Below are 17,234 nucleotides of genomic sequence, written 5' to 3' on the forward strand. Positions count from 1 at the left end.
TATGAAAAAGGTAGTAACGTTTGGCGAAGTAATGCTGCGCCTGTCTACGCCAGGATATGCGCGGGTGGTGCAATCTACCCATTTCGATGCCACCTATGGAGGCGGCGAAGCCAATGTAGCTGTTTCGCTTGCACAGTTTGGTGTACCGGCAGCCCATGTTACCCGTTTTCCGGATAACGAGCTGGGCAAAGCTGCCACCAACCTGCTAAAAAAATGGGGTGTAGATACCAGCCATGTGCTTTTTGGCGGCGACCGCATAGGCATTTATTTCCTGGAAACCGGTGCCAGTGTGCGGGCCAGCAAGGTGATTTACGACCGCTCCCACTCCGCCTTTTCAGGGCTTGAACCCGCTATGATAGACTGGGACCAGGTTTTTGAAGGAGCCGGCTGGTTTCACTGGACGGGGATCTCCCCTGCTATTTCTGCAGGTGCTGCCGCCTGTTGTAAAGCTGCAATTGATGCAGCACGCCAGAAGGGCATTACAGTTTCTGCCGATATAAACTACCGCAAAAACCTCTGGCAATGGGGTAAGTCGGTGCAGGATGTAATGCCTGAACTGATTACGGGATGTGACCTGATTGTTGCCGGCAAAGGTGATGCTAAAGATATCCTAAATATCAAGGGAAATGGTGCTTCTGATGAAGAAGTTGAAATATCGGTAGCACGCCAGATCATGGACCGCTTTCCTAATATCAGGAAGATCGTTAACACCAGCAGGGGCTCTGTCAGTGCCACACACAACACACTGTCGGGCAATCTTTATGATGGTGAGCGTATGTTGCGCACCACCACCTATGATATCAACCCTATAGTAGACAGAATAGGCGGTGGCGATGCTTTTATCGCAGGCGTAATTTATGGTATGCTGGCATACCAGAACGATCAGAAAGCACTTGATTTTGGTGTGGCGGCTTCGGTATTAAAACATACCATACTGGAAGACGCCAACCTTGCTACCGTTGAGGAAGTGGAAACCCTGCTGGCAGGCAACACTTCGGGCAGGCTGGTGCGGTAGAAATCAGAAGAAAGAAATCAGATAACATAGAAAAGAAGTGAAGGGCTCATAAATACTTTTCACCTGCTCTCGTTATCACTTTGACTTAACAGAATTAACACAACTGCAAAAAGAAAATCAGCACAATAGCATATTCAATAACAATGGCAAAGTTTAGCAGAATAGAAGTAAGCTTAAAGATGGCAGAAACCGGTATGGTACCAGTGTTTTATCATGCCGATCCTGAAATATGCAAAGAAGTGCTCAAAGCCTGTTATGGTGGTGGTGTGCGTGTGTTTGAATATACTAACCGCGGTGACTTTGCACACGAAACTTTTGCTGAGCTGGTAAAATACAGCCGCAGCCAGTTTCCTGATATGATGCTGGGTGCAGGCTCAGTAGTAGATGCGCCTACTGCCGGATTATATATTCAGCTAGGTGCCGATTTTATTGTATCTCCTGTGCTTAACCCTGATATAGCCAAAGTGTGCAACCGCCGTAAGATCATGTGGTCGCCGGGTTGTGCTACGCTATCGGAAATTTCAGAGGCCGAAGAGCTGGGTGCCGAGGTGGTAAAAATCTTCCCGGCCCAGCAGGTGGGCGGCCCCCAGTATGTGGCGGCCGTAAAAGGGCCATGCCCCTGGACCAGCATAATGCCTACCGGTGGTGTAGAGCCCACAGAAGAAAACCTGAAGGCATGGTTTAAGGCAGGTGTACATTGTGTAGGCATGGGATCGCAGCTCATCAGCAAAGAGCTAATTGCTAACAGGGAATTTTCGAGGCTGCAGGAACTGACAAGCGCTGCCATGAACATCATTAAAAAAGTGAGGGGGAAATAATGCTTAACATCATAATTAACAGGTCTGTACCAACCAACAAACGTTTGCTACACTATTTGCTGCGGCTTTGCCTTTTTGGATTGTTACTTCCGCTGGCATCCTGCAAGGAAATATCAGAAAAAAGAGAAGTAAAATTAGCTCACTCACTCGACACCTCCCACCCAGTGCATCATGCCATGCTCTTTATGGCAGAACGGGTAAAGGAAAAGTCCGGCGGCAAGCTAACGCTGGAGGTTTACCCGAACGCCCAGCTGGGTAGCGAGCGCGAGTGCCTGGAGCTGCTGCAAATTGGCAGCATTGGCATGACTAAGGTTTCTGCAGCCGTTATGGAGAGCTTTTCACCTGATTTTAAGGTGCTCAGCATTCCTTATATTTTTAAAGACAAGGAACATTACTACCGGGTGCTGGATGGCAGCATAGGTCAGGACCTGCTTACAAAAGGAGAAAAATACTGGCTAAGAGGTCTGGCTTATTATGATGCCGGCAGCCGCAGCTTTTACTCTGTAAATAAGCCTATTGATGAACCGGGTGATCTGCAGGGCATGAAAATAAGGGTGCAGGACAGCCCTACTGCCATAAATATGGTGAGAAGTTTCGGTGGCGCTGCAACGCCTATTTCCTGGGGTGAGCTGTATACTGCACTGCAGCAAGGTGTGGTAGATGGCGCAGAAAATAATTCTCCCAGCTTTTACCTCTCCCGGCATTACGAAGTGTGTAAGTACTATTCACTGAACGAGCACACCATGGTACCGGATATACTGCTGATCAGCACCATTGTGTGGGACAGGCTAACTCCGCAGGAGCAGCAGTGGATCGAGGAAGCAGCAGAAGAATCTGTGGTGGTACAGCGCAAACTATGGGCTGAAGCAGAAGCGGAGGCACTGGAGGCTGTTATAAAGGCCGGAGTAACTGTGAGCACCCCGCCCAAAGAACCATTTGCAGAAAAGGTTGAGCAGATGTACGAGGCGTTCAAAGATGAGCCGGTGATCTATTCAATCATGCAGAAGATACAGGCTATAGAAAATACCCCTAGTGATATAAGTTATGATGCTCCGACAGCTGATAGATAAGCTATTATTCTGGGTGCTGGTGGCTTTAATGAGCCTGATGACCCTCAATGTATTGTGGCAGGTAGCATCGCGCTACCTGATGCCCTCGCCCAGTTCTTTTACTGATGAGCTTGCGCGTTACCTGCTGATATGGGTAGGCCTGCTTGGTGCCAGCTATGTAACAGGCAAAAAGCTGCACCTTGCTATTGATATTTTACCCGCCAAGCTTACCGGTAAGAAAGAAAGAAACCTCAACATCCTTATCAATATGCTGGTAGCAGCCTTTGCGCTGCTGGTAATGATATGGGGAGGCATTAAGCTGGTGTACATTACCCTTACCCTTGAGCAGACATCAGCCACGCTGAACATACCGCTGGGCTACATCTACAGTGTATTGCCCCTAAGCGGTGTACTGATCTTTTACTATAGCTTCGCCAATCTTTTCATCAGGACACCCGATCCTGAAGATTTGGGGAAAGAGATGTTTTAGAGAAGCCTCCTTTTGTGCGGTAACAAGAGGCAATGCTGATTATCAACCAAAATTTTTAAAACCTGGACTAACCTAAAGCCTTTTATGGAATTTCTGGAAGTGATTGTACTGGTGGTAAGTTTTATCATTTTACTTGCCATAGGTGTGCCCATTGCGTTTTCTATTGGCATTTCTGCCCTGCTTACCATGCTCGTAAGCATAGCGCCTGAACCGGCCTTTACAACACTTGCACAACGAATGGCTACAGCACTGGATAGTTTTGCCCTGCTGGCCATCCCTTTCTTTATCCTGGCAGGCCAGCTCATGAACAGGGGCGGCATTGCTACACGGCTCATCGATTTTGCCAAAGGACTGGTGGGTACCCTGCCCGGCGGGTTGGCATATGTTAACATTCTGGCCTGTATGCTGTTCGGAGCCATTTCTGGATCTGCAGTAGCGGCTGCTTCTGCCATTGGGGGCATCATGAACCCAAGAATGGTAAAAGAAGGCTACTCCAGGTCATTTAGTGCTGCCGTTAACATTACCTCTGCCACTACAGGCATGATCATTCCGCCCAGTAACATTCTTATTGTGTACTCACTTGCCAGTGGCGGTGTTTCTATCGCAGCACTCTTTATTGCAGGTTATATACCCGGTCTTTTAGTAGGCCTTGCCCTGATGCTGGTAGCAGGTTTTATTGCATATAAGAATAAGTACCCCGTGGGCGACCGGGTAAGTATTGGCGAGGTATTTAAAAAGTTTCTGGATGCCCTGCCCAGCCTGCTGTTGCTGGTAATTGTAATAGGTGGCATTATTGCCGGCATTTTTACGGCTACGGAAGCATCTGCCATTGCCGTGCTCTATACGTTAGTGCTTTCCATGCTTGTATACCGCCAGGTAGGTGTTAAAGATCTGCCCGACATTCTTATTCAAACCGTTATCACTACGGCTATCGTAATGCTGCTGATTGGTACCTCTATGGGCATGTCGTGGGTTATGTCATTCGAGAATATTCCACAGGGTGTGAGTGATGCCCTGCTGTCGATCAGCGACAACAAAATAGTAGTGCTCATCATTATCAACATGATCCTGCTGTTTGTTGGGATTTTTATGGACATGACACCGGCGGTACTTATTTTTACGCCTATATTTTTACCGGTGGTGACCAAGCTGGGGGTAGATCCTACCCATTTTGGTATTATCATGGTACTGAACCTCTGCATTGGTCTTTGTACACCACCTGTAGGAGGCGTATTGTTTGTAGGCTGCGGTATCGCTAACATCAGCATCAGTAAGGTCATAAAGCCCCTTATTCCGCTATTCATTGCCATGGTTATAGCACTGCTACTGGTTACTTACATTCCAGCATTAAGCCTTTGGTTACCCAGCATTTTCGGCTTATAAGGCTTATACTTGCAGTCTTTAACATAAGGCTCTGAGTGCCGCAGAATACTTTACATGCGATCCTGGATCAATTTTTTTAACCAGAACAGAAACCTTGTTCTTTTTGGCTTCTTACTAACTTTTTTTTCCAGCTTCGGGCAAACATTCTTTGTTTCGCTGTTTGTGCCTGAGGTGCTCCGGGAGTTTAGTATTACCAACGCAAGCTTTGGCAGCCTGTATGCCATAGCTACACTCATAAGTGCTTTTTGCCTTACCTGGCTGGGCAGTTTTATTGACCAGGCTGACCTTCGCACCTTTAGCTGGCTGGTAATAGCAGGTTTGTGCCTTTCGCTGCTGGTGTTTTCCCAGGCCAGTCATATCATCTGGCTTGGGGCAGGGCTCTGGGGTATGCGTCTGGCTGGCCAGGGCCTGATGAGCCATACTGCTGTTACCACCATGGCCCGTTACTTTACAGATGCCCGCGGCAAGGCCATTAGCCTGGCTACGCTGGGGCATGCTGCCGGTGGTGCTCTGTTCCCGATACTGATCGCCATTAGCATACAGGAGCTGGGCTGGCGTAATACACTGCTGCTATCTGCACTTCTGCTGGCACTGGTATTACCTCTATTGGTAGCCTACCTGCTTAAGGATGTTACTACCGATCCTGCTGCGTTTAGAGAGAGCACATTAAATACCAGTACCACCACTACAACCAAAGCTATGGGTGGCGCTGCTACAAAAGTGCCAGTTAAAAAGTCATCTACTTACCGTACTATACTAAGCAGCAAAGCCTTCTGGTACATTGCGCCGGGCGTACTTGCCATGCCTTTTCTGAATACCGCTATTTTCTTTTACCAGCTTCCGCTGGGAGCATCAAAAGGCTGGTCTGCAGAATGGGTAGCGTTATCCTTTACCGGTTATGCCATAGCCAGTGCCGTTTGTGTACTGCTCGCAGGGCAATGGACCGACACACTCTCTGCCAGGCATTTATTCCCTTACTTCCTTTTACCCCTGCTCATGGCAACTATGCTGATCTTCTTTTTTGACAGCCGCTGGGTTACACCAGTATTCTTTGTGCTGGTGGGGGTTTCCAGTGGGGTGGGCAATACAGTAAAATCTGCACTGCAGGCAGAGATGTTTGGCGTTGAATTTCTTGGTACAGTCCGCAGCTTGTTTTCTGCCCTGATGGTTGTAAGCACAGCACTTGGACCGGCTGCTTTTGGTTTTCTGCTCGATGCAGGCTTAAGCTTTGAGATGGTATTTGCCGTTGCAGCAGCTTATCTTGTTATCACCATTTTCTGGAACTTCAGGCTTAAAGCGGCTACAGCTTAGTAGCCCTGATTATGCACTTAGCCCACCTAAAATAAAAAATGCCAGTAAGCTGTTGCTGGCTTACTGGCATCTAAATGTTGCAGGGGGCTGGATGATCAGCCTGCTGTTTCTTTCAGTATAACATCGTGTGCCCCGCCCTCTACAATGCTGGTAGAAGACACCAGGGTAATCTTTGCCTTTTCCTGAAGCTCCGGTATGGTAATGGCACCGCAGCTGCACATGGTTGCTTTTATTTTGCTAAGCGTGGTATTCAGGTTGTCTTTGAGCTTACCTGCATAGGGAACGTAACTATCCACCCCTTCTTCGAATTTAAGTGAATCGCTGCCGCCAGAATCGTACCGCTGCCAGTTCTGCGCCCTGTTGGAGCCTTCACCCCAGTATTCTTTCACATAGTTGTTACCCACCATCAGTTTTTTGGTAGGGCTTTCATCAAAGCGGGCAAAGTAGCGGCCCATCATCAGAAAATCTGCTCCCATGGCAAGCGCAAGTACCATATGGTAATCGTGTACTATGCCACCATCAGAACAAAGGGGCACATATACACCGGTTTCCTCAAAATAAGCATCCCTGGCACTGGATACTTCCATCAGGGCTGTAGCCTGGCCGCGGCCAATGCCCTTCTGTTCCCTGGTGATACAAATAGAACCACCGCCAATGCCTACTTTTACAAAATCGGCACCGGCCTCTACCAGGTAACGAAAGCCTTCTGCATCAACAATGTTACCACCGCCTATTTTTGCACCCGGGTACTGTGCCTTTACCCATTCAATGGTTTCGCGCTGCCACTCTGAGAAACCATCTGATGAATCTACACATAGCACATCCACCCCGGCTTCTATCAGGCTGGGTACCCGTTCCTTATAATCTTTTGTATTGATGCCTGCACCTACTAAAAGCTTCTTGCTCTCGTCAGACAGCTCCAGCGGATTATCCTTGTGGTTTTCGTAATCTTTTCTGAAAACAAAGTACTGCAGGTGCTGGTTTTTATCGATGATGGGCAGGCTGTTTAACTTATTCTCCCAGATAAGGTCATTTGCCTCTGTAAGGCTGATGCCTAACTCCCCTACTACCAGTTTTTGTATGGGAGTCATGATGTCTTTAACTTTTTTATCTGCCCCGTCTTTGCTGATGCGGTAGTCGCGGCTGGTTACAATTCCCAGAAACTTACCATTAGGCGAGCCATCTTCGGTAACCCCAACAGTAGAGTGACCAGTTCTGGCTTTCAGGGCCAGTATATCCCTTAGTGTATCTTCAGGCTTAAGATTTGCATCACTGATCACAAAACCAGATTTAAACTTCTTTACCCTGCGAATCATATCTGCCTGGCTGTCGATAGGCTGCGAACCAAATATGAAAGACAGGCCCCCGCTCCTGGCCAGAGCAATTGCCAGATTATGATCCGATACCGACTGCATGATGGCAGACACAAACGGTATGTTCAGTTCAATGGCTGATTGCTCATTTTTTCTGAATTTCACCAAAGGTGTCTTCAGCACTACATTGGGTGGAATGCACTCCTTAGTGGTTAAGCCTGGTATGAGCAGGTACTCACCAAACGTTCTGGAAACTTCGTTTATATAAATTGCCATGCACTTTTAAAAATTGTTCGAAGATAGTGATTATAGCAACAGTACTTTAGCTCTATGCACTTTTTTGCCCTGTTTCAATGCCAGGTCGGCCATGAGTGTTTGGACTACTGCTGCATGCGCGGCTTCTGGCAGTTTTTAGTTTTTAAACCTATGTATGCGCTAAGTCTCTGCTATAGATTGGTTAACAAACAAATCTATAGCAGAATTCAGCCTTGCTGCATTTTTATGCCTACATGGTAAATCGGAGACGGAAATTTTTTATGGAAAGTAAAAAAAATTGTAACGCAGCTTAAGCATCAGGCTGCACAGCTGATATCAGCTCTTCACTAGACTTTTTTCGATTAGCTGAGTAACTGTTTTCGGTGAGAGTGGCTTGTTGATGAAATCAAAGATTCCCAGATCCTGTACCCGCTTCACGTCCCGCGGATTCATGGAGGTGGTTAGCACGGCAATTAGAGGCCGTGGCATGCCATTCAGATCCAGCTCTTTGTAAGCCTCCAGAAACTCAAAGCCATCCATTACGGGCATGTTAAGATCCAGTAAAATAAGAGCTGGCAAAGAGGTATTATTTCTAATCATCCCAACAAGCAGGCTTAGGGCTTCTTCTCCATTCTGCGCTATCAGCAGATTTCCCGGATCCACCATGTCCCTGAGCAGCAACTGGTTGATAAAGTTAGCCGCCGCATCATCGTCGACCAGTAGTATAGAGCTTAATTTTGCCATGCGGAAATTTAATCTAAAAGAATAAAAAAAAAGAATTTGAATTTAGTAAGGCTGATTTTTTGTGATATCTACCCTATATGAATAAAATAAAGCTGTGCTGCTGCAGCCACTATTAGCTGCCAAGCAGCTGCCTCTTTCAGATGCCTGAATACGGGTATCGGCAAGACCTTTGTGTTAAAGCATTAGCTTTCTGATTCATGCAAAACCAATGACGAAACAGGTTTTACAGCATTTGCCTGCAGGTGAACAGTAAATCTGGAAAACGCACCATCTTCTGATTCGAGCTCTACTGTTCCGTTCAGCTTTTCAAGGGCACATTTTACCAGGTACAGCCCCAGTCCATTCCCATTGGAGTGTACGCTCCCCCTAAAGAACATGGTAAATATCTTATCTTTAAGCTCCTGCCTGATGCCAACGCCATGGTCTGTAACCCTGATGATAACGTTGCTGGCACACTGCTTTATCTCCAGTGATACCTTTCTATTTTTACTCTTTTCGCTGTAGAGGAAGGCGTTTTCTAACAGGCTAAGCAACAAGATGTACATTAGCTTGCGGTCTGTTTCGAACAGAAGGCCATCTTCTATCATTACCTCGAAATCATCTTTACGGAAGGACCTGATATCTTCTATAACTTCTTCTAACAGATCTGTTAAAGAGCTTTTAGAGAAGAACTCATAGGAGACACTGTCCTTCTGAATGGTATATTTCTGTAAAAGTTTCTGAAGGGTACGCTCAAGCTTCAGCACTGCCTTACTGAAGAGTTCTGCATAAGTAGTATCAAGCAATGCATCTTTTCCTTCCATCTTTGAAACCATCAACAGGCCAAGCATACTGGAGATTGGTCCGCGTAAATCGTGGGAGGCCCTGTACAGGAAGGTTTCAAGCTCATGTACACTATTGTTCAGCGACTGTGTCCGTTTATCAACCAGTGACTCCAGGCTGGCATTAATTTCCCGCAGTTTAAACTGTGTGCTTTCCAGTGCATCACGCTGAGAGCACAGTTCTTCGTTGATCTCCTGCAGCTCATCGTTCTGATGTTCTATGCTGTGCTTCTGCTCGGCAACCTCCTTCAGCAGATTGTTAACCTCCAGGTTAGATTTTTTCAGCTCTGCAGTTCGCAAAGACACCAGGGCTTCCAGCTTCTTTTGCTGTTGCTTGAAAAAGCTAACCCGCACCTTGTATATGCTGTAGAGCAGGGAGGCAATCAGTACCAGTACGCCAATCCTGAACCAGGCAGTTTCCCACCAGGGGGCGGCAATATTGATCTTTAATATTTTGGCTTCTTCGGGCCAGTTAACACCATCGTAAGAGGCTTTTACTTTCAGTACATAATTGCCGGGGGCCAGGTTGGTGTAGTGCACAAACCTTCTTTCTGATGTGGTGTACTGCCACTCACTATCGAGGTTCTCCAGAAAATAAGCGTAGCTGATGCTTTTTTGCTGGTTGTAGGTAACTGGTGAAAAGTGGAGGGTAAAGGAGTAATCTTCGTAAGAAAGATCCAGTTCCTCCGTTTGGCTAATTGATCGCTCCAGTATTTTCCTGCCCCTGTAAAGTTTTGATGGTACGATCTGATCATTGATCACCTGCAGAGCCGTAAACTGAACTTTAACTTTTTTAGGGTTCAGGTCCAGGCTGTCGGGGTGAAAAGTATAAAAGCCATTTGGGCCGCCAAAAAACATAGTACCATCTGAAGATCTGAAGCTTGAATTTGCAAGAAACTCTGTACCCTGAAGGTCTATGACTGGTTTATATATAATGTTCTGCAGATCGCTTGCTGTGATTCTTACAATGCCGGCAGTAGTACTCACCCATACATCATTATTTGCATCTGCCTGTATAGCTTGTACCGTGTTACTGGGAAGACCATCCTTTTCACCGATCACTTTTTCAACCACAAGCTTTTGGTTGATAAGGTTTACTATCGTGATGCCACCGCCTTTGGTGCCCAGCCATATTCTTCCCGCTGCATCTTCATAAATGCACTGCAAAACACTGTTGGAAATATGATTCGGGGTGTTTGATTTAAACTTCAGTGAATTTGAAAATTTTTCAGAGCCCGGGTACATAATACTAAGGCCGTTGCTGGTGGCTATCCATAGTATTCCTCTTTTATCAATATGTAAAGCCTGAATATCGTCATTCACAAGAGCAGTTGTATCACCAGGAATGTATTTATAATACTTGTACTCCCCGCTGGCGGGAGTAAACCTGCAAAGTCCGTTACGCAGGGTGCCCAGCCATAGGTTTCCCTGCTGGTCGCCTGCTATATCCCAGATATGCCTGTTGGGCAAACCGCCATTATTCGGGTGGTACTGCTCCAGGCTTTTTGTTTTGGGATGGTACCTGATCAGCCCTGCATTCCAGCCACCCATCCAGAAGTAACCCTGCTTATCTTTATAAATGGTTTTGATTACCAGTGAATGTAAGTGTGCATTAATTTCTGATAGCTCGAAGCCCTTGCGGTTCTTGAGCATCTGATGAAGCCCTGCCCCACCGGTGCCCACCCATAGGTAGCCGGCATCATCCTGGTCGAATGCCAGAATTTCATCGCTCTTAATACTGTTTTCGCCCTGGTTAGAATGGTAATGCCGTAGCTGTGTGTCCAGATGATTAAACTTGCGGATGCCCATCCGGGAGGTGCCTATCCAAAGGTTTTGCTCCCTGTCTTCGAAAATTGCAGTGGTGTGGCTTTTAACATACATGCCATTGGTGTTATACCAAACAGGCTTTTGTTGTTTCCTATCGAAAATATAGAGGGCATCACTGCCTATCCACACATTGCCATGTGAATCTTCCACAACAGAAAGTATATCATTAGAGGTTAACTCACTGTTGCTGGTACCAAAATTCTGTACAGCACCGGATTTTAGATCAACCCGGTAAAGACCGCCTACCTCTGTTCCTATCCATACCTGACTGCCATTACCAGTAAGGTTCATCACCCTCACAGAACCATCAATAGTATTAATCCAGGGATATTTTTGTACTGCATCCGATTCACTAAGCACAAGCCCCAGAGGATCTATTACCTGTATACCTACATAAGTACCCACTAAGGTAAAACCACCAGGCATAAATTGTATGGCAGAAACCATATCGCTTGCAAGCTTGTATTCATCTTCCCTGTGAATGGTATAATGAAATATCTCTTTTTTGCCAGGCTGTATAATATCAATACCACTGCCTATGTAGGAGATCCAGAGGCTGCCATCCGGATGTTTTTTAATGGCACTAACATAGGTGCCATTTAACTTTGTTTCATCTGTAAAATCAATGGGAAAGTGTTCAACAAAATCAGTTTCAGGGTAGTAACGGCATACGCCTTTGTCTGTTCCAATCCAGATAGAACTGTCGTCATCAACATACAGAGTACGGATGGTACTGCTGATGATTGACTGTGGGTCTTTATCACTGTGCCTGTAAATTTTGAAATCGTATCCGTCGAAGCGGTTGAGCCCGTCTTCGGTACCAAACCACATAAAGCCCTGTTTATCCTGAACAATAGAAAAAACCTGGTTTTGTGAAAGACCATTGGCTTTACTGTAGCTTTCAAAGTCGAACTTTAAAAACTGACTGTTCCCCTGCCTACTAATAAAGCAGGCAAGAAGGCCTAAGAAGATTATTTTATATAGCTGAGAGATATGGCAGATCCTGTACATGATGTCGTTATGGACGGCAACTTTAGAAAATTATTCTAAATATTGCTGTAAGCCAAGTTCGAGATAGATGATGCAGCAAGAAAAGGTGTAATGTTTCTGCCATACTTCAACAGTAATCATCATAGTCTGATGGTAAACCATCAGGATTATAACAATTGATGTTGCTACATAAAGACTCTACAGATCAAAATTATGTTTAGTGATTTAACAACAACATATGTAGCTTGTTGTGGAGACTAATCGCTTAATAGAGCAGCTACACCTAAACAAAATGCCTTACTGTGAGGTAATTTTCTATGATTCAGACGATTAAAATATTATTAAATATCACAAAAGAATAAGATGGAAATGAGCTGTATTCTACAAAACAAATGATGTTTCAACACCATGATATTCTTTTCCTATTCTGCTGCCAATGTTATAAAAGCCTATTGTTAAAATGCTTATCCAGAAAATTTCTATGCTCAACGTTACTATTCTTAAATCATATAAATCTGAATACATTTAACAAAACAGCTGATCATAAGCATAAATGCACTCTTGTTAAAGCTCTGCATTGCCACGCTTTTTGTTAATTTCATGGTTTAAGCTAAGGGCGGCGCTTATCAGGCCCAGGTGAGTAAATGCCTGCGGAAAATTACCAAGATGCTCCCCTTTTACACCCAGCTGTTCTGCATACAGGCCCAGGTGGTTAGCATAACCAATCATTTTTTCGAAGAATAAGGTAGCTTTATCCAGATGCCCGGCACGAGCCAGGCATTCAACATACCAGAAAGTACACATAGAAAAGGTGCCCTCGCCCCCGCTCAACCCTTCAATTGATTCATCGGGCCTGTAACGGTACACAAGTGAGTCAGAAACCAGTTCATCCTCTATTCTCTTAAGCGTAGAGAGCCACTGCGGATCTGTTGGGCTGATAAAGCGGATAATCGGCATCAGCAGCGTGGCTGCATCTACGGTTTTGGCACCTTTGTACTGAACAAATGCCTGTAATTCTTCATCCCAGAAATTCTCGTGTATATCGTAGAAGATCTTATCACGCTCCTGTTGCCAGTGCGGGGGCAACGGATAGGAATGATTATCGGCTATGCGCATGGCCCTGTCTATGGCTACCCAGCATAATAAGCGGGAGTATAAAAACTGCCGCTTCCCTCCTCTTACTTCCCATATTCCTTCGTCTTCTCTGTGCCAGTTGTTACACACCCAGTCTACCTGCCGGGATAGGTTTTTCCAGAATCGGTAAGAAATAGGCTCTACATATTTATCGTAGAGATATACAGCATCCAGGAGTTCTCCATAAATATCCAGCTGAATCTGGTTATAGGCTCCGTTTCCTATGCGTACAGGCTTTGTTTTGCGGTAACCCTCCAGGTGTTTCAGCTCAATTTCTTCCAGGTCTTTTCTGCCGTCTATGGTGTACATCAGGCGCAGGTACCCTGCATCGCCTATGTCATCGCACTGCTTTTCCACCCATTTCATAAAAGCCGATGCTTCTTTCTTATAGCCAAGGTTAATTAGGGCATAAACTGTAAAGGAAGCATCGCGGATCCAGGTGTAACGGTAATCCCAGTTCCGGACACCGCCAATCTCTTCCGGCAAGCCAAAGGTTGGTGCGGCTACTATAGATCCGAAACGGTAAGAGGTAAGCAGTTTAAGTACCAGTGCAGAGCGGTGCACCATTTCCATCCAGCGGCCCCGGTAATTACACTTATCTGTCCAGTCTTTCCAGTAATGGATGGTATCCAGCAGGCTTTGTTCAACAAAGGCATTGAAATCACGCTCTATGGGCGTTCTGTGATCTACTTGCTCAAGCATAAAATCGGCATGTTCCCCCGGCAGCAGTATAAACTCTGCATGTGCATCATCGTTTCTGACCTGAAGGGGTACACTGCTCAGGAGCCTCAGGACCAGCCTGCTGCTTTCCTGGCTGGTAAATATTACTTCGTTTTTGCTGATCTGCGTTGTGGTATGTTTTGCCCGTGCATAATTAAAACGCGGGCAGCACTCAATTTTAAACCGCATCTCCCCCTTTATGCAGGAAAGCCTCCGGATAACCTCCTTGCCTCCATAAGCTTCTTCTTCAGGCATAAAGTCAGTGATCTCAGCCACCCCTTCATCTGCCAGAAAGCGGGTAAGTAGTACATTGGTTTCAGGCAGGTAAAGCTGTTTATGATTGATATTTTCGTTTAGGGGGTGAATTTTAAAATGACCGCCTCTGTCTTTATCAAGCAATGCAGCAAAAATGGTAGGTGAATCGAAATCGGGAAAGCACATAAAATCAATGGACCCCCTTACACTAACAAGGGCAACTGAATTCAAATCTCCGATAACACCGTAATCTTCTATTGGCTGATAGTCTTCCATATAAAAGGCAAACCCTATTTCTGCTTCTGTGTTTGCACATGAATGACATTAGCCATGTAGGGCGCCGTATTTTCAAAGCTAAAACATATAATCCCGGTGTTAAATGTTTATCACCGAAGCTACACATAAAGCTGAAAATCAGCTGCCAGAGCATGTTAGTACTAACGGTAAGAAGATAAGTGCCCGCTGATAAATTTATAGATCAGCTTTTAGTGGCAGGCAGATTATTGTTGAAAATCATTATTATTGGCATGCTTTTATAACTCCCTGTATATGAAAAACCCACTGCTGCTATTGCTAGCCCTTGTTATGTTTGCCTGTGCACAACAACCGGAAGTTAGCGTTCAGTCATACAATCCCGAACATGAACTGCTCCGCTATGCCGGACGCATCGATTTTGCAAACCCCGCTGAACCTGTTTTGATAGGATCGGCCTCTTCAGTAAGCCTTTCCTTTAGCGGCGATTCCTGCCGGGTTTATCTGAAAAAGCTGAATGTGGCAGGTGAACATAATTATGTATCGCTGGAGCTGGATGGGCAATATCTTGGCAGGCTGAAACTGGACAACAGTGCAATGCAGCCTTACATCATACGTGTACCGGACTCTGCAAAAAACCAGCAGTTAGCAGGTAATACCGAAGCAACACATATACTGAAAGTTCTGAAAGCAACGGAAGCACAGAATGGCAACATTGCCTTTGGTGGCGTTCAGGCGCAGGAGCTCCACCAGATGCCGGCTGCCCCCGGGCGCAGCATAGAGTTTATCGGCAACTCAATTACCTGTGGCATGGGCATAGACTGGAAAGAAGTACCCTGCGACTCCGGCCTGTGGTACGACCAGCATAATGCTTACTGGGCTTACGGACCCAGGGTAGCAAGGGCCCTCAATACCCGCTATATGCTTAGCTCTGTTTCGGGAATAGGCATGTACCGTAACTGGAACAGCGACGAACCAGTGATGCCCGATGTTTATGAAAACATGTACCTGAATACAGGGGGTGAAAAAAAGTGGGATTTCTCAGGCTTTACACCCGACCTGGTAAGTATTTGCCTGGGTACCAATGATTTTTCAGATGGTGATGGCATAAAGGAACGGCTGCCATTTGATTCTGCAAGGTTTGTTAACCGGTATATAGAGTTTGTAAATCTTGTTTACAACAAATACCCACAAACACAGGTATGCCTGCTCACCAGCCCAATGGTAAACGGAGAAAAAGGGACTCTTTTCTATAACTGCCTGCTGGCTGTTCAGCAGCATTTCAATAGCAAGGGGCGTAGCAATAAACCCATCAGCATTTACAATTTTAGCTCCATAGTACCACATGGCTGCGGATACCACCCCGATAAAGAGGACCATGCGAAAATGGCGGAGGTGCTTATACCTTTTTACAGGGAGGTTATGAACTGGTAGTTCAGCTCCTGCCTCTTAAGTGTTTTGGCTCACGGCATGCTTCTTATTGAAATTAAGGAGCCGGTCTAGTCTCTGCAGGTTAAATCTAAGGATCAGGTAATCCAGCACAGGCATCAACAGAAATGCCCTGATCTTATCAACGAGAACACCCACTGTAAACACCAGCAATGTAATGATCAGCAGGCTCATGAAATGAACAATACCGGAATAATGCAGGCTTAGCTCAAACAGATTATTAACGAGCAACTCCCTGGTGAGCGGGTGGTCGTGAAAGAAGTAAACACCCAGCACATAGGGAGATATGCTGTTGATAAACCTGCTTTTAATTTGCAGGCTTTTGAACATAAAGAAGAAAGATACTGCCGATATAAACACCAGCGGATTGTTGTAGGCATATAACCTTACAACTCCCCGCTGATCCAGTGCCGTTACACTAATAAAAGCCAGCAGAAACAATAAGGTGGAGGAGAAAATATATACTGAAGGTGAGTAGCTTTTGATGATATACTGGTTAGCATATTTACGAATAAACTGTGCCAGCAGGTAAATGTGCACAAAACTAAGCACCGAATACCCATTATTTACACCTACAGAGTTTACATCGAACATAAAACCACCCACCATATTAATGATGGTAATGCTGATGAGGATGAATAAAAACTGGGCTTTGTTAAAAGAATCTATAGCATTGTTAAGCAGTGGACTTATGATGTAGAGTGCCAGGTATGCAGTTATAAACCACCAGGTGCCTGCAAAAACCGGGAATAGAGCAAACAGGTAATATCGCCAGCCGTTGTTTTCCCAAAACAGCAAATCTGCTGTTAGTGTAAGCAACATAGAGTAAAAGGTGGCCTGCGCAATGATATTTAAAAAAGTCCTGATCCTGAATTTAATGCGGTAGTAGCCAGAGATAAACACAAAGCAGTTTACCGCAATTACCAGGAAGCTTTTAAGCAAAACATAAGCAACAGATGATTTATCTTCTATCACGTAATTACCGCCACTACCCACATTGGCACCATGCACAATAAGGTGGTAACCAATAATCATCAGCATTAATGCTATTCTCAGCAGCTCAATATTCGAATCCCGCTCCAGTTTTGGTTTGCTTGTCTGATTCATAAATTAATTTCCAGAAAAAATGAAGGGAGGTATGCATAAGCATAAGCAGTTATCACCGCTTAGCAGTTTTAGCCCTTCAGCAAGATTTGCGATTGCCTGGAATTATATGTACCACAAGAAACAGCCAGCCACTAAAGCAGCCAGAAAATCTTTGATAAATCCTGCACATGAAGAACCACCCGTTTATCAGGAACAGCTCAGGGTGGAGTGGGATTGGTATGAAGCAGAAATACTCTCATCTTAAAAAATCAGGTTAACAGGTTAAAAAATAGACTCAGGCTAAATATACTAAATCTGCCTA

12 protein-coding genes are annotated in these 17,234 nt (G+C 45.4%); 7 read left to right on the forward strand and 5 right to left on the reverse strand.

Annotated features, from left to right (window positions below; genetic code table 11):
* Window position 1 precedes the first annotated feature (1 nt).
* The 6 genes from KWJ01_RS20685 (at window position 2) to KWJ01_RS20710 (ending at window position 6,066) form a co-directional block, all read left to right on the forward strand.
* The gene (locus KWJ01_RS20685; RefSeq protein WP_224999016.1) at window positions 2-1,015 is read left to right on the forward strand and encodes a sugar kinase; all 1,014 of its coding nucleotides are present in this window, start codon (window positions 2-4) and stop codon (window positions 1,013-1,015) included.
* A 143-nt stretch (window positions 1,016-1,158) separates the two neighbouring features.
* Window positions 1,159-1,833 (forward strand): bifunctional 4-hydroxy-2-oxoglutarate aldolase/2-dehydro-3-deoxy-phosphogluconate aldolase, encoded by a 675-nt coding sequence (locus KWJ01_RS20690; protein ID WP_224999017.1) that lies wholly within the window; start codon window positions 1,159-1,161, stop codon window positions 1,831-1,833.
* Between the two features lie 44 nt (window positions 1,834-1,877).
* The gene (locus KWJ01_RS20695) at window positions 1,878-2,903 is read left to right on the forward strand and encodes a TRAP transporter substrate-binding protein (RefSeq protein ID WP_224999018.1); all 1,026 of its coding nucleotides are present in this window, start codon (window positions 1,878-1,880) and stop codon (window positions 2,901-2,903) included.
* Window positions 2,878-3,372, forward strand: coding sequence for a TRAP transporter small permease (locus KWJ01_RS20700; RefSeq protein WP_224999019.1), 495 nt, complete (start codon window positions 2,878-2,880; stop codon window positions 3,370-3,372). The genes KWJ01_RS20695 and KWJ01_RS20700 overlap by 26 nt, the downstream gene beginning before the upstream one ends.
* Before the next feature lie 84 nt (window positions 3,373-3,456).
* Window positions 3,457-4,755: a TRAP transporter large permease gene (locus tag KWJ01_RS20705; RefSeq protein WP_224999020.1), complete on the forward strand. Its 1,299-nt coding sequence runs from the start codon at window positions 3,457-3,459 to the stop codon at window positions 4,753-4,755.
* A 54-nt stretch (window positions 4,756-4,809) separates the two neighbouring features.
* A complete protein-coding gene (locus KWJ01_RS20710; RefSeq protein WP_224999021.1) occupies window positions 4,810-6,066 on the forward strand; it encodes an MFS transporter in 1,257 nt (418 codons plus the stop codon).
* A gap of 95 nt (window positions 6,067-6,161) precedes the next feature.
* Here the strand turns inward: KWJ01_RS20710 and KWJ01_RS20715 are convergent, their stop codons facing one another.
* The 4 genes from KWJ01_RS20715 to KWJ01_RS20730 form a co-directional block, all read right to left on the reverse strand.
* On the reverse strand, window positions 6,162-7,655 hold the full coding sequence (locus KWJ01_RS20715; RefSeq protein ID WP_224999022.1) for an IMP dehydrogenase: 1,494 nt from the start codon (window positions 7,653-7,655) through the stop codon (window positions 6,162-6,164).
* A 315-nt stretch (window positions 7,656-7,970) separates the two neighbouring features.
* Window positions 7,971-8,378, reverse strand: a complete 408-nt coding sequence (locus KWJ01_RS20720) for a response regulator (RefSeq protein WP_224999023.1) — start codon at window positions 8,376-8,378, stop codon at window positions 7,971-7,973.
* A 182-nt stretch (window positions 8,379-8,560) separates the two neighbouring features.
* A complete protein-coding gene (locus KWJ01_RS20725; protein WP_224999024.1) occupies window positions 8,561-12,037 on the reverse strand; it encodes a two-component regulator propeller domain-containing protein in 3,477 nt (1,158 codons plus the stop codon).
* A gap of 543 nt (window positions 12,038-12,580) precedes the next feature.
* Complete coding sequence (locus tag KWJ01_RS20730; protein ID WP_224999025.1) at window positions 12,581-14,401, reverse strand: glycoside hydrolase family 15 protein; 1,821 nt, start codon at window positions 14,399-14,401, stop codon at window positions 12,581-12,583.
* A gap of 273 nt (window positions 14,402-14,674) precedes the next feature.
* Between KWJ01_RS20730 and KWJ01_RS20735 the strand changes: the two genes are divergently transcribed.
* Entirely contained in the window at window positions 14,675-15,811 is a 1,137-nt protein-coding gene (locus KWJ01_RS20735; protein WP_224999026.1) for an SGNH/GDSL hydrolase family protein, read from the forward strand.
* Between the two features lie 15 nt (window positions 15,812-15,826).
* On the opposite strand, the gene KWJ01_RS20740 is transcribed toward KWJ01_RS20735, so the two are convergent.
* The gene (locus tag KWJ01_RS20740) at window positions 15,827-16,933 is read right to left on the reverse strand and encodes an acyltransferase (RefSeq protein ID WP_224999027.1); all 1,107 of its coding nucleotides are present in this window, start codon (window positions 16,931-16,933) and stop codon (window positions 15,827-15,829) included.
* Between the last annotated feature and the right edge of the window lie 301 nt (window positions 16,934-17,234).

Source organism: Cesiribacter sp. SM1 (genome assembly GCF_020178975.1).
Classification (GTDB): Bacteria; Bacteroidota; Bacteroidia; order Cytophagales; family Cyclobacteriaceae; genus Cesiribacter.